The organism is Bradyrhizobium sp. BR 10261, assembly GCF_019455395.1.
GTDB classification, from domain to species: domain Bacteria; phylum Pseudomonadota; class Alphaproteobacteria; order Rhizobiales; family Xanthobacteraceae; genus Bradyrhizobium; species Bradyrhizobium manausense.
In genome coordinates this window covers 219,101-241,195 of the sequence record NZ_JACOFQ010000011.1, presented here as the reverse complement: position 1 = coordinate 241,195, position 22,095 = coordinate 219,101, and the positions used below count along the sequence as shown (strand labels likewise).

Annotated in this window: 17 protein-coding genes; 14 read left to right on the top strand and 3 right to left on the bottom strand. The window is 64.0% G+C overall.

Annotation, left to right across the window (positions count from 1 at the left end; all coding sequences use genetic code 11):
- Positions 1–243: 243 nt before the first annotated feature.
- On the bottom strand, positions 244–1,980 hold the full coding sequence (gene ggt / locus HYH07_RS15790; protein WP_312016672.1) for a gamma-glutamyltransferase: 1,737 nt from the start codon (positions 1,978–1,980) through the stop codon (positions 244–246).
- A gap of 252 nt (positions 1,981–2,232) precedes the next feature.
- Here ggt and HYH07_RS15785 point away from each other — a divergent pair, with 252 nt between their 5' ends.
- From HYH07_RS15785 to HYH07_RS15720, 14 genes are all read left to right on the top strand, one after another.
- On the top strand, positions 2,233–3,201 hold the full coding sequence (locus HYH07_RS15785) for an AraC family transcriptional regulator (protein ID WP_220003314.1): 969 nt from the start codon (positions 2,233–2,235) through the stop codon (positions 3,199–3,201).
- Positions 3,202–3,363: 162 nt separating this feature from the next.
- Positions 3,364–5,088 (top strand): outer membrane protein, encoded by a 1,725-nt coding sequence (locus tag HYH07_RS15780; protein ID WP_220003313.1) that lies wholly within the window; start codon positions 3,364–3,366, stop codon positions 5,086–5,088.
- A gap of 437 nt (positions 5,089–5,525) precedes the next feature.
- Positions 5,526–6,242 (top strand): protein TolQ, encoded by a 717-nt coding sequence (gene tolQ / locus HYH07_RS15775; RefSeq protein WP_057759169.1) that lies wholly within the window; start codon positions 5,526–5,528, stop codon positions 6,240–6,242.
- Positions 6,243–6,285: 43 nt separating this feature from the next.
- Complete coding sequence (gene tolR / locus HYH07_RS15770) at positions 6,286–6,738, top strand: protein TolR (protein WP_057759167.1); 453 nt, start codon at positions 6,286–6,288, stop codon at positions 6,736–6,738.
- Between the two features lie 4 nt (positions 6,739–6,742).
- Positions 6,743–7,702 (top strand): protein TolA, encoded by a 960-nt coding sequence (locus HYH07_RS15765; protein WP_220003312.1) that lies wholly within the window; start codon positions 6,743–6,745, stop codon positions 7,700–7,702.
- Between the two features lie 41 nt (positions 7,703–7,743).
- Complete coding sequence (tolB, locus tag HYH07_RS15760) at positions 7,744–9,093, top strand: Tol-Pal system beta propeller repeat protein TolB (RefSeq protein ID WP_220003330.1); 1,350 nt, start codon at positions 7,744–7,746, stop codon at positions 9,091–9,093.
- A 245-nt stretch (positions 9,094–9,338) separates the two neighbouring features.
- Positions 9,339–11,666, top strand: a complete 2,328-nt coding sequence (locus HYH07_RS15755; RefSeq protein ID WP_220003311.1) for a bifunctional diguanylate cyclase/phosphodiesterase — start codon at positions 9,339–9,341, stop codon at positions 11,664–11,666.
- A gap of 167 nt (positions 11,667–11,833) precedes the next feature.
- Complete coding sequence (locus tag HYH07_RS15750) at positions 11,834–12,574, top strand: N-acyl amino acid synthase FeeM domain-containing protein (RefSeq protein WP_220003310.1); 741 nt, start codon at positions 11,834–11,836, stop codon at positions 12,572–12,574.
- Positions 12,575–12,839: 265 nt separating this feature from the next.
- The gene (gene pal / locus HYH07_RS15745) at positions 12,840–13,328 is read left to right on the top strand and encodes a peptidoglycan-associated lipoprotein Pal (RefSeq protein ID WP_057759160.1); all 489 of its coding nucleotides are present in this window, start codon (positions 12,840–12,842) and stop codon (positions 13,326–13,328) included.
- Positions 13,329–13,512: 184 nt separating this feature from the next.
- Positions 13,513–14,556: a tol-pal system protein YbgF gene (gene ybgF, locus HYH07_RS15740; protein WP_220003309.1), complete on the top strand. Its 1,044-nt coding sequence runs from the start codon at positions 13,513–13,515 to the stop codon at positions 14,554–14,556.
- A gap of 72 nt (positions 14,557–14,628) precedes the next feature.
- Entirely contained in the window at positions 14,629–15,780 is a 1,152-nt protein-coding gene (gene tilS / locus HYH07_RS15735) for a tRNA lysidine(34) synthetase TilS (RefSeq protein WP_220003308.1), read from the top strand.
- 255 nt (positions 15,781–16,035) lie between these two features.
- Positions 16,036–17,958, top strand: a complete 1,923-nt coding sequence (gene ftsH, locus HYH07_RS15730; RefSeq protein WP_220003307.1) for an ATP-dependent zinc metalloprotease FtsH — start codon at positions 16,036–16,038, stop codon at positions 17,956–17,958.
- 10 nt (positions 17,959–17,968) lie between these two features.
- The gene (locus HYH07_RS15725) at positions 17,969–18,388 is read left to right on the top strand and encodes a DUF3052 family protein (protein WP_220003306.1); all 420 of its coding nucleotides are present in this window, start codon (positions 17,969–17,971) and stop codon (positions 18,386–18,388) included.
- Between the two features lie 467 nt (positions 18,389–18,855).
- Positions 18,856–20,061 (top strand): ABC transporter substrate-binding protein, encoded by a 1,206-nt coding sequence (locus tag HYH07_RS15720; RefSeq protein WP_220003305.1) that lies wholly within the window; start codon positions 18,856–18,858, stop codon positions 20,059–20,061.
- A gap of 11 nt (positions 20,062–20,072) precedes the next feature.
- On the opposite strand, the gene HYH07_RS15715 is transcribed toward HYH07_RS15720, so the two are convergent.
- Together HYH07_RS15715 and HYH07_RS15710 are read right to left on the bottom strand one after the other, a co-directional pair.
- Positions 20,073–20,396, bottom strand: coding sequence for a hypothetical protein (locus HYH07_RS15715; protein WP_220003304.1), 324 nt, complete (start codon positions 20,394–20,396; stop codon positions 20,073–20,075).
- A gap of 228 nt (positions 20,397–20,624) precedes the next feature.
- Positions 20,625–22,091 (bottom strand): hypothetical protein, encoded by a 1,467-nt coding sequence (locus tag HYH07_RS15710; protein WP_220003303.1) that lies wholly within the window; start codon positions 22,089–22,091, stop codon positions 20,625–20,627.
- Positions 22,092–22,095: the final 4 nt, after the last annotated feature.

The following is a 22,095-nucleotide window of genomic DNA, read 5'->3' as shown; positions in this document are numbered from 1 at the left end:
ATCCTCTTCAGACCCCATCAGGTGGCGGCCTTGCGCCGACCCCGTACAGAAGCAACACCCCGGCGAACGGTACGACGCAAAAAGGGATTGACCTTTGAAAGCCCGTTACAGAAGCCCGTTACAGAAGGGTGGGTTAGCGTCAGCGTAACCCATCTCCTTGGTTTCCGCGGTGGCAGAGGTGGCGGGTTACGCCGCGCAGATGCGCTTCGCACATCTGCTTGGCTAATCCACCCTACGCAGTGCTCAATACCCCGCCGCCAGTCCCGAATTGCGGCGCGGATCGTTGGCGCCGTAGTAGCGGTTGTTGCCGACCTGCTTGCCGTCCAGCGACGGCGCGCCGACGATGATGACCGCGAGATGGTTGGCGGGCTGCGGCGGCCCGAACTTGTGGCCCATGCCCTCCAGAATCTTGCGCGTGTCCGGAGACAGGGCGTAGGTCTCGACATTGGTCAGATCAGGCAGCCATTGCTGGTGGATGCGCGGCATGTCGACGGCCTCCTGCGCGTTCATGCCGTAGTCGATCGCGTTGATCATGGTCTGCAGGACAGCGGTGATGATACGGCTGCCGCCCGGCGTGCCCACCACCATGACGGTCTTGCCGTCCTTGGTGACGATGGTCGGGCTCATCGAGGACAGCGGCCGCTTGCCGGGAGCAATGGAATTGGCCTCGCCCTGCACCAGGCCATAGAGGTTCGGCACCCCGACCTTGGCGGTGAAGTCGTCCATTTCATCATTGAGCAGAACGCCGGTCTTGGCTGCTGTCACCTTGGCACCGAACCAGTCGTTCAGCGTGTAGGTCACGGATACAGCGTTGCCGTCCTTGTCCGCGATGGAATAATGCGTGGTGTTGCTGCCCTCGTGCGGCGCGACGCCCGGCTTGATGTCCTTGGAAATTCCCGCCTTGTTCGGATCGATCACGGCGCGGATATCGGCGGCGTATTTCTTGTCGAGCAGGCGGTCGAGCGGGTTCTTCACGAAATCAGGATCGCCGAGATAGCTGTTGCGGTCCACATAAGCGTGCCGCATCGCTTCGATCTGCACGTGCACGGCCGCTGCGGAGTGATAGCCCAGCTCCTTGAGCGGATAGCCTTCCAGGATATTCAGGATCTCGCAGATGATGACGCCGCCCGAGCTCGGCGGCGGCGCGGACACGACGTGATAGCCGCGATAGTCGCATTCGACGGGCGCGAGCTCGCGGGTCTTGTAGCCGTCGAGGTCATCTTGCGTGATGAGGCCTTTGCCGGCCTGGCTCGAGGCCACGATGGCGCTGCCGACCCAGCCTTTGTAGAAGCCGTCAGTGCCCTTGCTGCTGATCTCGCGCAGGGTCTTGGCGAGCTCTGATTGCACCAGCTTCTCGCCGACCCGGAACGGCTGACCGTTGTTGAGGAAAATCGCGGCGGAGGCGGGATCGTCCTGGAAGTCCTTGGTGGCGGTGAGCAGCAGGTCGATGTCGCCCTGCTCCAGCGCAAAACCCTGTTCGGCGAGCTGGATCGCGGGAGCCAGCAATTCGGCACGCTTCATGGTGCCGTATTTTTCGCGCGCATATTCCATGCCCGAGACCGATCCCGGGACGCCCACGGCGAGGTGCCCCTTGGTCGAGATGCCCTTGATGACGTTGCCATCCTTGTCGAGATACATATTGGCCGTCGCACCCTTGGGCGCGGTCTCGCGGAAATCGAGGAAGGTCTTGCGGCCGTCGGCGAGCTGGATCGTCATGAAGCCGCCGCCGCCGAGATTGCCGGCCGCCGGATAGACGACGGCCAGCGCATAGCCGACGGCGACGGCGGCATCGACGGCATTGCCGCCGCGCTTCAGCACCTCGACGCCGACCTGGCTCGCCAGATGCTGCGCGGACACGACCATGCCGTTCTCCGCGGCCACTGGCGCCACCGATGCCGCGCGCGCGGGGCTGAATGTGACGAGGCTGACCGATAGGACGGCGGCGGTGATCCACCGCAGGCTTGTTCCCGCATGTTGCACGGCTTGCTCCCTGGCGAGGCCGGCTGCTCCGGCCCTTGTTGGTTGATGCGAGCGGAGCCTATCAGGCGGAGTTCATCGGGCAAATCGCACATTCACGTCAGCGGTATCGGCCACGAGTCCCACTTGTGCCCCGGTTGCCGCTTCGCCATGACGAGAGCGAAGTGCGACAAATTGGCTCACAACCTTGACGGGCTGAACCGCTTGTAGCCAAGAGGCGACGAAGAGCTTTGACTTTCGTGAACGCCCTCCTGAATGTCTCAGCCGGACTATCTATCCCTTTCAACGGCCCTGCTACCCGAGCGCGACCGCCTGGCTATCTGGCGCGAGGTCTATGGCCGTCTGCTTTTCAATGTCGAAATAAATCCGATCGAGGGCTCGCCCTTCGAGGCCAGAACGGAGTTGCGACGTCTGCCGGCGGTGGGATTATCGTCTGGCTGGCGCACGCCCGCGCATTTTCGGATCACGCGGCCCTTGCTTGCGACCGCGTCCGATAACGTCGTCCTCGCCGTGGTCACGCGAGGTCGCGCCGAAGCCTCCCAGCTCGGACGCGACCTGGAGGTGTCGCAAGGCGGCGCAGTGCTGATGACGACCTGCGACGTCGGTCGCCACACGCTGCTCGATCGCGGCCGCCATCTCACTGTTCAGCTTCCGCGGCAGGCGCTTGCGCCCTTCGTCCCCGATATCGAGGACCGATTGATACGGCCGATCCATCCGGGCTCGTCCGCGCTCAAGCTGTTGCGCGGCTATGTGCTCGGCATGATGGCCATGGGCGAACCAGCCGGAGCGGAGATGCAGCTAATGGCCGCGCAGCATCTGCGCGACCTCGTCGCCTTGATCTGTGGGGTCCCGGAAGAGGAGGTCGCCGCACAGGGCGACGGCCCGCGGGCGGCGCGCCTGGAGGCTGCCAGGCAGGCCATCAAAGCGCGGCTAGGGGATGGCGATCTGTCGGCCGAAAGCGTCGGGGCGCTCCAGCAAGTCTCGGCGGATTATATCCGGAAACTGTTTCGCGAAGCGGGCACCTCCTTCCATGATTACGTGCTCGAATTGCGGCTTGCACGAGCGCAGGCAGGCCTCACCGATCCGCTCAGATCGCATGAGAGCATCGCCCGTGTCGCGCTGGCCTCTGGCTTCGCGGACATCTCCTACTTCAATCGCTGCTTCCGGCGTCGCTACGGCCTGACCCCCTCTGAACTTCGCAAGGCGCGGTTGGCGAGCGAGTAGACCGTATAGGCTGTGGCGCGCGCGCAACACACTGCGAAATAGCAGCCGGAGTCGCGTCAAGTCCCACGAGGCAGTCCCGTCTGCTCCAAGTCGTGCCGGTCGCCTTCATGTACAGCTTCAATGCGGCATTCGCCTCATTGAGACGCGCCGGAATGGAATCTGATGACGACACTTAAGCGCCTTTTGTCTGTGGCCGCTGGGTTGCTGGTGGCTTCTGCGGCCACTGCCGCGGATTTGCCGCTCAAGGCGCCCGTGTTCAAGGCGCCAGCCGCAATCGAAGCCTGGGGCGGCTTCTACGTCGGTGCCGGAGTAGGATTCCGTGCCAGCGAGTCCAGCGTCAACGTCAATTCGGCGACCGACACGACGGCACCCGCGGTGCTCCAGAACATGTTCGTCGCGGCTGATTGTTTCGCCGGCCTGCCTTGCGTGACAGGGCGATCTTTCAACGGCACCGCGTTCCGCATCAGTCCTTATCTCGGTTACAACTGGCAGATCGGCAAAACGGTTTTCGGTATCGAAGCCGATGCGGCTTATGCCGATCAAACCACGACGATCTTCGGCGCCGCCTATCCGGCGACGCCATTCAACGGCGGCGCGTCGACCTCCAATTCGTTTGCATTCAAGACGACATGGGATGCAAGCATCCGTGGCCGCGCTGGATATCTCGTCGATCCCGCCGTGCTGCTGTATGGAACGGCTGGTCCCTCCTGGATCCATGTCGAGACCACGTCGAATTGCAGCGCGCTGCTGAGCGCCGACGGCCGCTGCGCGCCGGGCTTCGCCTTCTCGCTTGCTCCCGCCAGCATCACGAACAGCAAGACCCAGCTCGGCTACACGGTCGGTGGCGGCATCGAAGCGATGCTATGGCCGAACTGGATCGTCCGGGCCGAGTATCGCTTCGCCGATTACGGTCATTTCTCCGGCACGGACGTCCGGACTGCCGCCACGGGCGTACAGACGGTCAATTATGAGACGGCGATCAAAACCCACACCGCAACGTTCGGCCTGGCCTACAAGTTTGGCGACGCCAATGCGCCGGCCGTGAAGGCGCTCGCGGCCTATGCGTCGGCGCCGCAGGCCGCATCGTGGAACGGGGCGTATCTTGGTGTCGGCGCGGGCCTTCGCGCCAACCAGGTCAGCTCGAGCACCGATACGTCCACCTTATCGGGGTTCGACCTGCTGGCCGGTTGCGGCGATTGCTTCATGGGCGATCGTTTCGATACGAGCTCGGCCCGCATCAGCCCCTATCTCGGCTACAACTGGCAGGTCAATCCGAAATGGCTGCTCGGCGTCGAGGGTGATTTTGGCTGGGCCGATCGCCAGGCTTCGGTGTTTGGCCGCAACCTTCCCGGCGGCATCGGCGGTTACTTCGGCGGAAGCGGCGGAATGAATGACAGCTTCAGCATCCGCACCAAATGGGATGCGAGCATTCGCGCGCGAGCTGGCTACATCGTCAATCCCGCTTTCCTGGCTTATCTCACCGGCGGCCCAGCCTGGATGAGCATGGAACAGACATCGAACTGCGATACGGCCCTGAAGCCTCTATTCACGGCGCCAGGCTTCGTGTCTGCGGAGGTCGGCGGCTGCACCGCGGGGCTTTTTTCACCTGCCGTGATCAAGCAATCCGCGGTTCGCACCGGCTTCACGGTTGGCGGCGGTGGCGAGATGAAGCTGACCGAGAACTGGATTCTGCGCGGCGAGTATCGCTATGCAGATTTCGGGACGGCTCGCTTCGCGCAGAGCCGCACTTGCAACGGCAGCGCAACCATCAGTGATCCCGCCTTCGGAACCGAGACGGTGTTTTGCTCCGGAACCTCGTCGACCACCAACTCCGTGCGTCTGCAGAGTCACATGGCGACCTTCGGTATCGCCTACAGGTTCAACTGACCGCGTCCCGCAAATTGACGTCCCTGTCGGGTCTGCGCTCGCGAACAGGGCGGCCGGCACCATGGAACTATCCGGCCCCCGAATTCAGTGCAGCGGCGTCGCCTGACTGGCGACAGAGCCCTGCGGTCGCTTCATCCCCCTGTGCTGTCACCCTTTTCCGCAGCCAAAATCGCTCCCGGTAACCCCGCATTAACCATCGCCGGGCTCTGGTAACGACGGACAATCGCGCCCGGAGCTGTCGTCGAGGCCCATAGTTTTGACATCTTGACAGGGAATGCAGGCGGCGGCTTTGGACGAGCCCTGCATCCCAGAAAGACAAGGCTTTGAGCGGGCTTGCCGGCCGCGCCGGTGTCTAGCGCGGCTGTTGGGAATCCGCCGCCATAGGCGGGGACACAGGTAACGATCGCCAAAACGGTCACCTTGAGAGGATATTTCTGATGAATCCGGCCGAAATGGCTCAGTCCGCCCTTCCGGTTGCCGCGTCCGCCGACGTGTCGCTGATTGCGCTGTTCTGGCAGGCTCACTGGATCGTGAAATGCGTCATGCTCGGCCTGCTGTCCTGCTCGGTCTGGGTCTGGGCCATCGCGATCGACAAGATCTTCCTCTACGCCCGCACCCGCCGCTCGATGGACCGGTTTGAGCAGGCCTTCTGGTCCGGCGAGTCGATCGAGGAGCTCTATCGCACGCTCTCGGCCAAGCCGACCCATTCGATGGCGGCCTGTTTCGTTGCCGCGATGCGCGAATGGAAGCGCTCGTTCGAGAGCCATGCCCGCTCGGTCGCAGGGCTCCAGATGCGCATCGACAAGGTCATGAACGTCTCGATCGCCCGTGAAGTCGAGCGGCTGGAACGCCGCCTGCTGGTGCTGGCGACCGTGGGCTCCGCCGGCCCCTTTGTCGGCCTGTTCGGCACGGTCTGGGGCATCATGTCGAGCTTCCAGTCGATCGCGGCGTCGAAAAATACCTCTCTGGCGGTGGTGGCGCCCGGTATCGCGGAGGCGCTGTTTGCGACCGCGGTCGGCCTCATTGCCGCAATTCCTGCCACTATTTTCTACAATAAGTTCACGTCCGAGGTGAACCGGCAGGCCCAGCGGCTCGAGGGCTTCGCTGATGAATTTTCAGCCATCCTGTCCCGCCAGATCGACGAGCGGGGCTGACGGACGGCATGTATAGTGTGAAGGCGAGATTGGGCACCAAGCCATGGGCATGAACGTTGCCAGTTCGTCCGGAGGCGGCGGGCGCCGCAGCCGGCGCAAGCCGGTCATGGCCGAGATCAACGTCACGCCGATGGTCGACGTGATGCTGGTGCTGCTCATCATCTTCATGGTGTCGGCACCGCTGCTCACGGTCGGCGTGCCGCTCGATCTGCCACAGACCCAGGCCAAGAGCCTCGACCAGAGCGACCAGAAGCCGATCCAGATGTCGGTCGACATCAAGGGCAAGGTGTTCATCAACGACCAGGAGATCGCGATCAACGAGCTGGTGCCGAAGCTGAAGGCGATCACGGATGCGCGCGGCGGGCTCGAGGAACGCATCTATCTGCGTGCCGACAAGAAGGCGGATTACGGCACGGTGGCCAAGGTGATGGGCCTGCTGTCGGGCGCGGGCTTCAAGAAGCTGGCGCTCGTCACGGAAGCGGATCAGGGGTCTTAAGCCGGTGAAGGTGAACGTCGACAAGACACTCGTTGCGTCGATTGTCCTCCACGTCCTCGTGCTGGGATGGGGCCTGCTCACCTTTAGCAGCAAAGCCTACATCGCGCCCGAGGAGTCGCTGCCGGTCGACATCATCTCGAGCGATCAGCTCGCGCAGATGATGTCGGGGCAGAAGACCGGCGACAAGAAAGAGCCGAAGCCCAAGGTCGAAAAGATCGCCGAGGCCAAGCCGGAGGAAGATGCCGTCGGCAAGGTCACCGAGAAGAAAGAGCTGATCAAGACCAATTCGACGCCCGACCCGCCGCCGAAGCCCGTCGAGAAACCGGTCGAGAAGAAGCCCGACCCGCCGAAGCCGGTCGCAGAGACGAAACCGAAGGAAGAGCCGAAGCCGCAGGAAAAGAAGCCTGATCCAGCCAAGGAAGATCCGATCGCGGAGCTGCAGAAGAAGCTGGACACCAAGAAGCCGCCGCCCAAGCCGGTGGAGCAGAAGGTCGCCGCGGTGCAGCCGCAGCAACAGCCGAAGCCCAAGGAGCGCACCTTCGATCCCGCGCAGATTGCCCGCGACCTCGACAAGCGTGCCGCGACCCGGCATGAGCTGGCCGGCTCGGCACTGAATGCGTCGGCGTCACTGGGCTCGACATCAGGAACAGCCGCAAACAACGTCGCGACATGGCAAGGCGCATTCCAGGGCGCGGTCAAGCGCTGCTTCACGCCCACCTATAACGGGCAGGACGCCAACCTGTACGAAGCCGACATCGACATTCCCATGAAGGTCGACGGATCGCTGGCATCCGAGCCCGTCATCGTCGCGGTGCGCGGGCCGTCGCGATCGATCGCGCAGGCCGTGGCAGAGAGCGCCAAGCGCGCCATCGTGCAGTGTCAGGTCTATTCGTTCCTGCCAAAGCAGCAATACGACAGCTGGAAGCTCATTCCGATGACTTTCGGCCTGAAGGACATGTTGTGACATCCGAACAAAAGAATTTTGCGATGATTGACGTTCGATCGATGAACCGCCGCCGCTTCATGACTCTGACTGGGTCGGCGCTCGCGCTGCTGGGGGGTGGTCAGGCCTTCGCCCAGCAGCAAGGCCGTCTCCGCATCGATCCTACCGAATTCCGTCCGATCCCGATCGCGATCACCAATTTCGTGCCCGGCTCGCCCGCCGACGGCGAGGTCAGCAATGGCGTCACCCAGGTCATCACCAACAATCTGAAGCGCTCGGGTTTGTTTGCCCCGATCGACCAGGCCGCCTTCATCGAGCGCATCAGCAACATCGACGTCGCCCCGCAATTCCAGAACTGGAAGACGCTGAACGCGCAGGCCCTCGTCACCGGCCGCATGACGCGGCAGCAGGACGGCCGCCTCAAGGCCGAATTCCGCCTGTGGGATGTGGTGACCGGCCAGCAGCTCGCCGGCCAGCAATATTTCACCTCGCCGGAATATTGGCGCCGCATCGCGCACATCATCTCCGACCAGATCTACGAGCAGATGACCGGCGAGAAGGGCTATTTCGACAGCCGCGTGGTGTTCGTCGACGAGACCGGGCCGAAGGAGCGCCGCGTCAAGCGGCTCGCCATGATGGACCAGGACGGCGCCAATGTGCGGTACCTGACCCGCGGCTCCGACCTCGTGCTGACGCCGCGCTTCTCGCCGAACTCGCAAGAGATCACCTATATGGAGTTCGGGCAGGGGGATCCGAAGGTCTATCTCTTCAACATCGAGACTGGCCAGCGCGAGATCGTCGGCAATTTCCCCGGCATGACCTTCGCGCCGCGTTTCTCGCCGGACGGCCAGCGCGTCATCATGAGCCTGCAGCAGGGCGGCAATTCCAACCTGTTCGTGATGGATCTGCGCTCGCGCTCGACCACGCGGCTCACCGACACGCCGGCAATCGACACGTCTCCGTCCTATTCGCCTGATGGCAGCCGCATCTGCTTCGAGTCCGATCGCGGCGGCCGCTCGCAGATCTATGTGATGGCCGCGGGAGGCGGACAGGCGCAGCGCATCTCGTTCTCCAAGGACGACAACAACGCCACCTATTCGACGCCGGTGTGGTCGCCGCGCGGCGACTACATCGCCTTCACCCGGCAGGGCGGCGGGCAGTTCTCGATCGGCGTCATGAAGCCTGATGGCAGTGGCGAGCGGCTGCTGACATCCGGCTTCCACAACGAAGGCCCGACCTTCTCGCCGAACGGACGCGTGGTGATGTTCTTCCGCGATCCCGGCGGCAATGCCGGACCGTCGCTGTTCTCCGTCGACATCTCCGGTCGCTTTGAACAAAAGGTGCCGACGCCGGGCTTCGCCTCCGATCCGGCATGGTCGCCGCTGCTGTCCGCGACCGCGGGCAACCAATAGCTCGATCGCGCGTTTCGCAACGCGCGATCTCTTCAAAAAAAAGCGCGAACGCTTCGGCTTTCTGCGTGTGCGGCAAGCTTTCCTTCACCTTGGGCCCGGCAAGGCTTGCCTAGTTGCTTGATTTCTCAACAGAAACAGTTTCGCTATTGCCGAAAAACAACCCGGCTTTAACGATGTTCCCTCAGAAAGACTTCATCTGCTGTGAGTAAAACTACGCGCCAAACAGGACGCGCGTACTAACCAAAATGCAATTCGCAGACCAGAGCGGCGGGATTGATCACAAACCGACGAAGCGTTCGGCGGCGCTGATCGATTCGTTGTTCGAGGCTCCTGGCACGGTGCTGACCGGCATTGTCTTCTCGGCGTTCTCGGCATCCTTGACCGCGCTCAAGACCGGCATGGTCCTGATCTGGGCATTTGTCCCGCTTCTCATCCTGGCGGGCGCCATTCGCGCTTACGATCTGCACCGCTATCACGCCACCAAGTTGATCATGACAACCGAGGAGGCGGCACGCTGGCAGAAGCGTTATCAGATCGGAGCCCTGATTCAGGCTATCGTCATTGGCCTGTGGTGCTTCACGACCCTGTTGAGCAATGACGACGCGGTTGCCCATATGATCGCGCTCTCCGTCACCACCGGTATCGTGGCAGGCGGAGCGGGCAGGGCTTATGGACGGCAGTCGATATTCCGTCTCCAGGCCAGCTTCATCTTCGTGCCGCCCGTTGCCGCCCTGGCTCTGCGCGGCACGCCTTACTATGTGGCGATGTCGGTCGTTTCGGCGGCTTTCCTTTTCGCGGTCTTGCAGCTTTCGGCCAATCTCCATCGGATCTTCCTGCGTGCGGTCGTGGCGCGCGAGCGCGAGGCGGCGCTGGCCGGCCAGTTCGACACCGCCCTCAACAACATGCCGCACGGGCTCTGCATGTTCCGCGGCGACGGCCAGCTCGCCGTGATGAATCATCGCTTCGGCGCGATGATGAACCTGCCCGATAATCTGCCGCAAAGCGGCACCAGCGCCCGTGATGTCGTCGCCGCGTGCGTCCAGGCGGGATCGATCTACGCGGCGAGCGGTGATTTGATCCTTGCTGATATCGAGACCCTGCAGGCCAGGGAAACCGTGACGACCGACCCCGATGCGGCGCGAAATCGTTCGCTGTCGTGGACGGTCCAGCCGATGGCCGACGGCGGAGCGGTGGTGCTGCTCGAGGATATCACCGAACGGCGCAATGCCGAGGCCAGGATCAGCCATCTGGCGCGTTACGACGAACTCACCGCGTTGCCCAACCGCGTCAGTTTCCGCGACGAGATCGAGCGGCTGCTCGCCGCCGCGCGTCATTCCGAGCATCTCTCGGCGCTGCTGTTCATCGACCTCGACCAGTTCAAACAGGTCAACGACACGCTCGGCCATCCCTGTGGCGACCAGCTCCTCTGCGCGGTCGCCAACCGCTTGCGCGAGATGCTGCGGCCGGAGGATTTCGTCGCCCGCTTCGGCGGCGACGAGTTCGTCGTGTTCCAGCAGAATATCAGCGCGCCCGAGGATGCCGCGAGCCTTGCCCGCCGTATCGTCGAGCGCCTGAGCGAGCGCTACCGCATCGACAATCATCTGGTCGAGATCGGCGCCAGCATCGGCATCGCGCTGACTTCGCCTGACGGCGCCAGCGCCGACACGCTGCTCAAGAACGCCGACATGGCGCTCTACCGCGCCAAGGCCGATGGCCGCGGCACCTTCTGCTTCTTCCGCGACGAGATGGCGGCAACCGCCGAGGCGCGACGCATTCTCGAGCTTGACCTGCGCAAGGCGCTCGCCAACGAGGAATTCGAGCTGTTCTACCAGCCGCTGGTCAATCTGAAGTCCGGCAAGATCTCCACTTGCGAGGCGCTGCTGCGCTGGAATCATCCGGTGCGCGGCACGGTTTCGCCGGTCGACATCATCCCGGTTGCCGAGGACATGGGCCTGATCGTCGATCTCGGTCGCTGGATCCTGCGCCGGGCCTGCATGGAATGCATCAAGTGGCCGGAGGGCGTCAGCGTCGCCGTCAACTTCTCGCCGCAGCAATTCCACCAGCGCGACGTCCTGAGCGAGATTCGCTACGCGCTCGAAGTGTCGGGCCTGCCGGCGCACCGGCTCGAGATCGAGATCACCGAATCCTCACTGCTGCGCAACACGCAGCTCACGCACGACATCCTCTCGCAGCTGCATGCACTCGGCGTGCGCATCTCGCTGGACGATTTCGGCACCGGCTATTCGAGCCTCAGCTATCTCCACAACTTCCCGATGCAGAAGGTCAAGATCGACCGTTCCTTCCTGGAAGGGATCGACGCCCACCGCCCGCTGACGCTGCTCCGCGGCGTGGCACGGCTGTCCGCCGACCTCGGCATGGCCGTGGTGGTCGAGGGCATCGAGACCAACGAGCAGCTTGCGCTGATCAGCGCCGACGGCACCGTGTCCGAAGGGCAGGGCTACCTGTTCAGCCGTCCCGTTCCAGCCGTCCGTATCAGGCAATTGCTCAATGCGTCGCATGGCAAGCGCGTGCAGGAGCAGCTGATCGTCGTCTCCTCACGATCGCTCGCGTAAGCTCAAGCGTCCCTGCGGCCGCTATTTCCCCGATATTTCCAAGTATTTCCCGAGGGGGTTGCGGGCTGCAACCCTTAACCCTAACGGCTCTAATCCTTTGCAATTGTGTTAATGAACCTTTAATCTTTGATAACTCGCAGAAGTTGCTTGCAGCGTAGAGGTTATTAATGAAGTCCGCGGCCGAACCGCAGAAGCCGCTTCGCCCGCGCGGAGCGGCGCTCTTCGAGCGCATCGACTACCGCCTCATCGAGACACCCGAGGATCGCGATCGCCTGCACCAGATGCGTTATCGCGCCTATCTGCAGGCCGGACTGATCCCGCCGTCGGAATCACGGCGCGTGACCGACCGTTTCGACGATGCGCCGAATGTCTGGAATTTCGGCGTCTATGTCGACGACGAACTGTGCAGCTCCGTCCGCATCCACGTTCTGACCTCCGAGTGGCGGATGTCCTACACGACCGAGGTGTTCGGCGACGTGCTGCATCCCCGCCTCGATCGCGGCGAGGTTTTTGTCGATCCGTGTCGATTTGTTGCTGATTCCGGAATGCAGCAACGTTTCCCGGAGCTGCCTTATCTCACGGTGCGGCTGCCGTTCATCGCCTGCGAGCATTTCAATGCCGATGTGGGGCTTTCGATGGTGCGCGTCGATCATCAGGCGTTCTATCGGAGCGTGTTCCTCTCCGAGACTTTGACCGAGCCGCGCGGGTTTCCGGGCTGGCCGACCAAGAAGGCGGTCCTGATGGCATCGGACTACCCCAAGGTCCGGGAAAAGATCCTGACGCGCTTTCCCATCATGCGCTCGAGCGCATTCGAGCGGCGCATGCTGTTCGAGCGCAAGAGCCAGCCCCAGGCCGTGGCCCGGCCGGTGCTCGTTCAAGCGCCGCTCAGTCCCGCTGGCCTGGTCTGACCGGCGCTGGTTCCGACCCTGGTGGCGCCTCGCGCCGCCCGCCGGAGCCCGTAAACGCCCGGAATTCGGCGATTTGCCTGTCAACGCGGCTTGCTTTCACCCTCGCGCCACATTTACAACCCATTAACCACAATGGGTGCTTTTCGCTGGTTGGGGGCATTTGACCGGCTGAGGCAAGGTTCCGATAAGGTTGACGGAACGTTCGCTTAACCAACCCCCTGTAGACCGGACAGCAGTGGACGAACGTGAGCGTGGAGGCTCCGGAATGAAATATCCTATGCGTATCCTCCAGGGATTGAAGCTGGCCGCGGTGGTTGCCATCGCGCTGTCGATGGGTGCGTGCGCCAAAACCAACGCAGGTCTGGACGCCAATGCGAGCGCGGCGACCCCGGGCAGCCAGCAGGATTTCGTGGTGAACGTGGGCGACCGCGTGTTCTTCGAGAGCGACCAGACCGATCTGACCCCGCAGGCGATCGTGACCCTGGAAAAGCAGGCGCAGTGGCTGCAGACCTATCCGCGCTACTCCTTCACCATCGAAGGTCACGCCGACGAGCGCGGCACCCGCGAATACAACATCGCGCTCGGCGCCCGCCGTGCCCAGTCGGTGCGCTCCTTCCTCGCCTCGCGCGGCATCGATCCGAATCGCATGCGCACGATCTCCTACGGCAAGGAGCGCCCCGTGGCCGTGTGCAACGACATCTCCTGCTGGTCGCAGAACCGCCGTGCTGTGACCGTGCTGAACGCGAGCTCCTGACGTCCGGTCAGCCGCTGTTCATCTGTGCAAACCGAATATGCCGGCGCCCTCACGGGCGCCGGTTTCGTTTCAGCCAACTGTGACCGAAACGGCGTGGTGCAAGTCACATTTTTGGCGTAGTGCGTTTCAATGTGTCGCGCCTCGCGCGTTCCGTCGCAGATCTTGTTTTCGTCGTCAGGGCAAAATGTCATCCAGATCCAAGGGAATTACCGGCATCGTGGCATTGGCCGCGCTGCTGTCTTTGTCCGCGCCCGTATTCGCGCAGACCGACGATGATCCCGAGATGCGGATCGAGCGGCTGGAGAACCAGCTGCGTCAGCTCACCGGCCAGAACGAAGAGCTGCAATACCGCAACCGCCAGCTCGAGGATCGCATCCGGCAGCTCGAGGGCGGCGCGCAAGGTGCTGCGCCCGGCCAGGCACCGGTGCAGCCCAATGTCGCGGGCGTTCCGCCCGCGCAGGTCGCCCCTCCCTATCGTCAGCCGCCGCAGCAACAGGCGGTGCAGCAGCCGAACTACCAGCAACCGAATTACCAGCAGCCCCAGATTGCGGCACCCGCGCCGATCGTTCAGGAGCAGCCGGGCGCAGGTGCTGGCTCAAGTGCTCCCGGCACGCGCCGCCGCGGCGATGCATTCGACCCGAGCCAGAGCCCGAATGCGCCCGGTGCGCCGCGTGCGCTTGGCGGCGGCCAGCAGCCGATGCCATCGGGTGCGCCGCTCGATCTCTCCAACAATGGCGGACAATACCCGCAAGCAGCAGCTCCCGCGCAGCCCGGTTATCCGCCGGCCCAGCAGGGCTATCCCGCGCGGGCCGGTGGTCCGGCGCTCGCGACCCTGCCGCCCTCGGCGACGCCCCGCGACGAGTTCGACCTCGGCATCGGCTACATGCAGCGCAAGGACTACGCGCTCGCCGAGCAGACCATGAAGAATTTTGCCGCCAAATACCCTGGAGACCCGCTGCTCGGGGACGCGCAATACTGGCTCGGAGAGAGCTATTTCCAGCGCCAGCAATATCGCGATTCCGCCGAGGCCTTCCTGGCCGTCACCACGAAGTACGACAAGTCGGCCAAGGCGCCGGATGCGCTGCTGCGGCTCGGCCAGTCGCTCGCCGCGCTGAAGGAGAAGGAAGCCGCCTGCGCCGCCTTCGGCGAGGTCGGCCGCAAATATCCGCGTGCCTCCGCCGGCGTGAAGGCCGCCGTCGACCGCGAGCAGAAGCGGGTGAAGTGCTGACGCGCCTCGTTTGCGCGCTGACAACCCGGCCGCGATTGCGCTAAACCAGTCTGGCGATTGCCGGGCCGCGTCATGTCAGTCGACGACAATTCTCCGATCTCCGCGCGCGCGGCGAGGCAGCTCTTCGCCGAGCTGAAAGCCGCGCCGGCGCTGGTGCTCGCGGTCTCGGGCGGACCCGATTCGGTCGCGTTGATGTGGCTGGCGGCGCGCTGGCGGCGCAGCCTCGCCCGCGGCCCGGAGCTCACCGTCGTCACCGTCGATCATGGCCTGCGCAAGGAGGCGGCGCGCGAAGCGCGCGAGGTCAAGCGGTTCGCCACGGAACTTGGCCTTGCACATCGCACCCTGCGCTGGCGCGGCGCCAAGCCGAAGGCAGGATTGCCCGCCGCCGCGCGCGAAGCCCGCTATCGCCTGCTGGCGCAGGCCGCACGCGCTGCCGGTGCCAGCCACGTGCTGACCGCGCACACCCGCGACGACCAGGCCGAGACGGTGCTGATGCGCCTCTTCCGCGGCAGCGGCATCGCCGGATTGTCGGCGATGGCGCGCCGCTCGACGCGCGACGGCCTCGTGCTGGCGCGCCCGCTGCTCGATGTTCCGAAATCGCAGCTGATCGCAACCCTGAAGCGGGCCGGGATCGGCTTCGCTGAAGATCCCACCAATGGCGACATGGCCTTCACGCGTCCCCGGCTGCGCGCGCTGCTGCCGCAGCTTGCCGCCGAGGGCGGTGATGCCAGGACCCTGGTGCGGCTGTCGGCGCGGCTCGCCCGCGCCAATGCGGCGGTCGAGGTGCTGACCGATGGTGCCGAGCGCTTCCTCGCCTTACGGGATCGCGGCCGACAGACGCAGCCGGGCGTTCGCAGTTTCGAGGCCGAAACCTCCTACGATGCAGAGGCCTTCGCCGCCCTGCCGGAGGAAGTCCGGCTGCGGCTCTTGTTGCGAGCCATCGACGCGCTCGGGCACGAAGGGCCGGCGGAACTCGGCAAGGTCGAGACCCTGCTGGCCGCGCTCGATCAGGCGATGGGCGCGGGGCGGCATGCACCCGCAAATGGCCGCGCCAGCTTGAAGCAGACCCTTTTCAAGCAGACCCTTGCGGGAGCCTTGATCAGCCTTGCCGGGGGGCGTATCCACATCGCGCCTGCGCCGGCCAGGCGGTCCAAGAGTGGGCCCAAGAGTGGGCCCAAGAGTGGGCCCAAGAGTGGGCCCAAGAGTGGGCCCGCGGGCAGATGAGGGCGGATCATGACACCGGTCATTTGCCTGATCTGCCGTCAGGACACCTTAACCAGGCAGGAAAAACTCCGGCCTTGATGCCATTATTTCAGCGGGAATCGCCCTAAGATGGGATAAATAGTCCCATCTCGTTCCCTTGGCAGCGACCGGGGCGGCACCTAAATTGTATGCGTCTAACGATGAGGATTCCTTGGGGATTTCCTCTGACTGCCCCAAGGATCAGGCCGCGATCCGCGCGACCACGAAGGAAGATCGATGAACGCCAATCTGCGCAATTTCGCCCTCTGGGTCATCATTGTTTTGCTGCTGTTGGCGTTGTTCACGCTCTTCCAGAATCCGGGTCAGCGCACGTCCTCGCAGGACATCGCCTTCTCGCAGCTGTTGAGCGAGGTCGACCAGGGCCATGTCCGCGACGTCGTGATCCAGGGCCCGGATATTCACGGCACCTTCACCAACGGCTCGAGCTTCCAGACCTATGCGCCGAACGATCCGACGCTGGTGAAGCGCCTCTATGACAGCAAGGTGCAGATCACCGCGAAGCCGCCAGGCGACAACGTGCCGTGGTTCGTCTCGCTGTTGGTCTCCTGGCTGCCCTTCATCGCGCTGATCGGCGTCTGGATCTTCCTGTCCCGCCAGATGCAGGGCGGCGCCGGCAAGGCGATGGGCTTCGGCAAGTCGCGTGCGAAGATGCTGACCGAAGCGCATGGCCGGGTCACCTTCGAGGACGTCGCCGGCGTCGACGAGGCCAAGCAGGACCTGCAGGAGATCGTGGAGTTCTTGCGCGACCCCGGCAAATTCCAGCGCCTCGGCGGCCGCATTCCACGCGGCGTGCTGCTGGTCGGTCCTCCCGGCACCGGTAAGACCCTGATCGCGCGCGCGGTCGCGGGCGAAGCCAACGTGCCGTTCTTCACCATTTCGGGTTCGGACTTCGTCGAGATGTTCGTCGGCGTCGGCGCCTCGCGTGTCCGCGACATGTTCGAGCAGGCCAAGAAGAACGCGCCCTGCATCATCTTCATCGACGAAATCGATGCGGTCGGTCGTCACCGCGGCGCCGGTCTCGGCGGCGGCAATGACGAGCGCGAGCAGACGCTGAACCAGCTGCTGGTCGAGATGGACGGCTTCGAGGCGAACGAGGGCGTGATCCTGATCGCGGCCACCAACCGCCCTGATGTGCTCGATCCCGCGCTGCTGCGTCCGGGCCGCTTCGACCGCCAGGTCGTGGTGCCCAATCCCGACGTCGTCGGCCGCGAGCAGATCCTCAAGGTCCACGTCCGCAAGGTTCCGCTGGCCCCCGATATCAACCTCAAGACCATCGCGCGCGGCACGCCCGGTTTCTCCGGCGCCGACCTGATGAATCTCGTGAACGAAGCCGCCCTGACCGCTGCGCGCCGCAACAAGCGCATGGTCACGCAGGCCGAGTTCGAGGAAGCCAAGGACAAGGTGATGATGGGCGCCGAGCGCAAGTCGCTCGTCATGACCGAGGAAGAGAAGCTCTTGACGGCCTATCACGAGGGCGGCCACGCCATCGTCGGCCTCAACGTGCCCGCCACCGATCCGATCCACAAGGCGACCATCATTCCGCGCGGCCGTGCGCTCGGCATGGTCATGCAGCTGCCCGAGCGCGACAAGCTGTCGATGTCCCTGGAGCAGATGACCTCGCGTCTCGCCATCATGATGGGCGGCCGCGTCGCCGAAGAGCTGATCTTCGGCCGCGATAAGGTGACCTCGGGTGCGGCTTCCGACATCGAGCAGGCCACGCGCCTTGCCCGCATGATGGTGACGCGCTGGGGCCTGTCGGAAGAGCTCGGCACCGTCTCCTATGGCGAGAACCAGGACGAGGTCTTCCTGGGCATGTCGGTCTCGCGCACGCAGAATGCGTCCGAGGCGACCGTGCAGAAGATCGACTCCGAGATCCGCCGCCTGGTCGAGGAAGGCTACAAGGAAGCGACCCGCATCCTCACCGAGAAGCGCGCCGACCTCGAAGCGCTGGCCAAGGGCCTGCTCGAGTTCGAAACGCTCTCTGGCGACGAGATCGTCGACCTGCTCAAGGGCAAGAAGCCGAACCGCGAGTCCGTGCTCGAGCCGGCCACGCCGCGCGCCTCCGCCGTGCCCCCGGCCGGCAAGTCGCGTCCGCGGCCCGATCCGGATCCCGGCCTGGAGCCGCAGCCGCAGGCGTAAAGCTTCGGCGATGGCCGGATATTCCGGCAAGCCGTTAGCGCAAAAGCTCGGCATCAAGCCGGGCTTTTGCATTTTTGTGGACGGCCTTGGCGCCTCCTATCGCAACGTCGTCGGCGATCTCCCTGACGGCGTGAGCATCGCCAATACGGCCAAGCCACCGCTCGACATGGTGCATCTCTTCGCGGCCGAGGCCAAAGGCCTCGCCGCCAAGCTGCGCAACTACTGCAAGGCGATCGCGCCCGACGGCATGATCTGGGCGTCCTGGCCGAAGAAAGCGTCGGGCGTTGCGACCGACGTCACCGAAGCCCTGGTGCGCGAGACCGCGCTCGCAAGCGGCCTCGTCGATATCAAGATCTGCGCGGTCGACGATGTCTGGTCCGGCCTCAAGCTCGTGATCCCCCTGAAGGATCGCGCCAAGAAGGCGAAGTAGCATCAGCGCCGGTGGCGAATGTACCCCCCAGCCACACGCTCCGTCATTGCGAGCGCAGCGAAGCAATCCAGGAATGCATCCGTGGAAAGACTCTGGATGGCTTCGCTACGCTCGCAATGACGACGTGGATGCAGATGCGCCCGCAACAAAGGCAGTCCCGTAGGGTGGGCAAAGGCGCCCTTGCGCCGTGCCCACCATCTCTTGCCAATCGCGACAGGTGGTGGGCACGCTTGCGCTTTGCCCACCCTACAATACCTGTGCACGCAATGACGGTGTTGATGCAGATGCGCCCGCAACCCGGCTGTCGTGCCCCGGACGCAGCGCAGCAGCGCTCTCGCGTTGCGGCGCGTCCGGGACACGAGACCCCCCAGCCGCGAACGGGTCTTGGCAGCGAGGCGACCGTCGTGACATGCTCGGCCTCAAACAAGGCGCGGAGTGATCGCGCCGACAAAGGGGAGGGGAGACCGATGCGCTTCGTGGCTGCGTTGGGCGCGCTTGGCGCCGTTTCAATCCTGCTATCGCCAACCTTCTCGCTCGCCGCCGAGATGCGCGGCGTCACCGCAACCGAGATCAGGATCGGCCAGACCATGCCCTATAGCGGGCCGGTCTCTGCCTTTGGCGCGCTCGGCAAGGGCGAGGTCGGCTATTTCAAGATGCTGAACGAGAAGGGCGGCATCAACGGCCGCAAGGTCAATCTGATCTCGCTCGACGACAGCTACGCACCGCCGAAATCGGTCGAGCAGACCCGAAGGCTGGTGGAGAGCGACGAGGTCGCGCTGATCTTCTCCTCGATCGGCACTGCGCATAACACCGCGATAGCAAAGTACCTCCAGTCAAAGAACGTGCCGCAGCTTTTCCTCGCGTCCGGGGCCTCGAAATTCGCCGACATCGCGCTATATCCGCAGGCGACGATGGGCGTGCAGGCGCCGTTCCGCTACGAGGCGCGGCTCTATGCGCGCTATGCGTTGGCGAAAAACCCGAACGCTAAATTTGCCGTGATCTCGCAGAACGACGATTATGGCCGCGACTATCTCGCCGGCCTCAAGGACGTGCTTGGCGAGAAATACGATTCCGTCGTCACCGTCGCGACCTATGAAATCCAGGATCCGACCATCGATTCCCAGATCGTCAAGCTGAAAGCCTCTGGCGCCGACGTGTTCGTGATCGCGGCGACGCCGAAATTCGCGGCGCAAGCGATCCGCAAGTCCTTCGAGATCGGCTGGCGTCCCATGACCTTCCTGTCCAACGTCGCGGTCTGGATCTCGACCGTGATGGAGCCTGCCGGCGTCGAAGCCGGCACCGGCATTCTCTCCACGGCCTATGTGAAGGACCCCGATGATCCCGCCTGGAAGGACGATTCCGGCGTCAAGGCCTGGCGCGACTTCATGACGAAGTATGTGCCTGAAGCCGACCAGCACGATACCAACTACGTCAATGCCTATAACAGCGCGATGGCGCTGGAGGCCGTGCTGAAAGCCTGCGGCGACGATCTGTCGACCGAGAACATCCTGAAGCAGGCATTTTCGATTCACGACCTCGAACTGCCGATGCTGCTCCCCGGCATCAAGATCAACACCAGCGCGACCGACCACGTCCCGGTCGACCAGATGCAGTTCATGCGCTTCAACGGCAAGACCTGGGAGCGTTTTGGCGAGTTGCAGACGGGGAATTGAGGGCCAGTGCCTCAGGAGGCGAGACGAAGCCATACATCTTTGCTGGCCAGCGTACCATCAGGCGTCGCGATCTCCAGATCCACAACGTGCAGGGAGCCCGGCCCGTAAATGTATTTGAGGTGCCAGATCAGCCCCAGGTCCGGCGTGATGACGAAATCGTCGAGCCCGTCGGTGATCGCCCGAACGGCCTCCCGGTGCGTCAGTGGCGCCGAAAACATCGCATCGATCAGATTGGCGAGGCTCATGCCCTCGACCAGCATCAGGCGCGCGATGTCGTCGCCATGGACGTGGCGGAGTGCCGATACGATGACAGCGATTGCGTCCGGATTTTTCATCACGCGGTCTGCTTCGAGGCCATTTTGCTTCGCCTCGATCCGGCTGTATTGAACTGCGTCAGGCACGAGGAGACAAGGTAGCTTCGTAGCCCGGATGAAGCGCAGCGAAATCCGGGATTCGTCCGCTGGGTGAGAGGTCCCGGATTGCGCTTCGCTCCATCCGGGCTAGGGGAGCCCGTTTTGGTACGGACTGTGTCAGGCACCAGGTGACAAGTCTGCTTGCCGTTCTCACTTCGACGGCACGGCGTCCTGATCGTCCCGCACGTGCACCACCGCAATTTTGTCCGCAAAAACCTGCTTCCAGCCCTTGATATGGTTCAAAATCTGAGCCGCGGGTGAATCGATGGTCAGCAGCGTCGCGTCGATCCTGTTCTCGTCGAGGATGCGCAGCAGACCCGAAATGTCGCGGCCGTCTTCGGCGGCGAAATAATCCATCAGGAACTTTTCGCCGTAGAGTTCCGACCGTCCGTCGACATAAGGCCTGACGTCGCGAACGATGAGGTAGCCGCCAAAACCGTAGGAATTGAAGATACGCACGGCTTTGCGCTCCGCCAGCACATCGACCGCCGCAACGGGCGTTTGCACTGTGGAGAATTCGAAGGCGTGATGGGCGGCAAAGGTCACGGTCGCGCTCGCGAGCACGATTGCGACCGCGACCAGTGCTGCGGGGGCGCCGGGCGCCAGACGAAGGCCGCGTGGCGTATCCGACGCCGGTTTGAACCAGCCGCTCAGCGGCTGCGCCAGCACGACAGGCACGAGCACGCCAAAGGTCTCGATGCTGCGGACATGCGCCAGCGCCATCCAGGTCAGCCCAAGGATCAGCAGCACGCGCGGCGGCGACAGCGTCAGGCCGCGCGTGAGCGCGAGGCCAAGCAGTCCGAGCAGGGCGCCCGCGAACGGGCTGAACGAGCTGAAATCGGCCGGGCGCCATTCGGCGATGACGGAAAAGGATTTGCCGAGGCTGAGGATGCGGGCTGCGCCGAGCAAAGTGTCGAGGCCATAAGGCGTGCAGCAGCTCGCCGCCAGCGCGCCAAGCCCGAAAGCGGCCCATTGCATCGCGAGGACCATCCGGCGCGACGCGCTTGCGCGCCAGAGCGCCTCGACGCCGATTGCGCCGATCAGCGCGAGCCCGAGCACGAAGCCGCCGTGAAGGTTCGCCCACAGTGCCATCAGCGGGAGCAACAGGAAGGAGGGCGCCCGGCCGCGATCGGCCGCGGCCATGAGGGCGCCGGTCCACGCGACCATGACGGGCAGCGCCAGCACATGCGGGCGGGCCAGCAGATGCGGTGCCGCCAGCGTCATCGCAAGCAGGCAGAACACCAGCGCGTAGGGAAGGTCGAGATGCCGTTGCAGGAAAGCCAGCAGTAATGCCATCGCCAGCGCGATCGCGGCTGCGGTCAGCACCACGGGCCCGGTCCATCCCCAGTGCGCATAAGCGGACGCGAACAGCACCTGCGATAGCCACGAGGTCGAGAGCCAGACCTCGCCCCGGCGCGTCAGCGAATAGAGGTCGGTCCACGGCACGGCGCGATGATCGAGGATCCACTGGCCGACCCTGATCTGCCAAAGCGTATCGGGATCACGCAGCAGGCTGTCGCCGCTGACCAGCAGCAACAGGAAGCTCGCGGCCGCGATGCAGAGCGGCGCCAGGTTGCGTTGGGCGCGCGCAATCGGGACACTGGCCGCGATAGTCATGCGG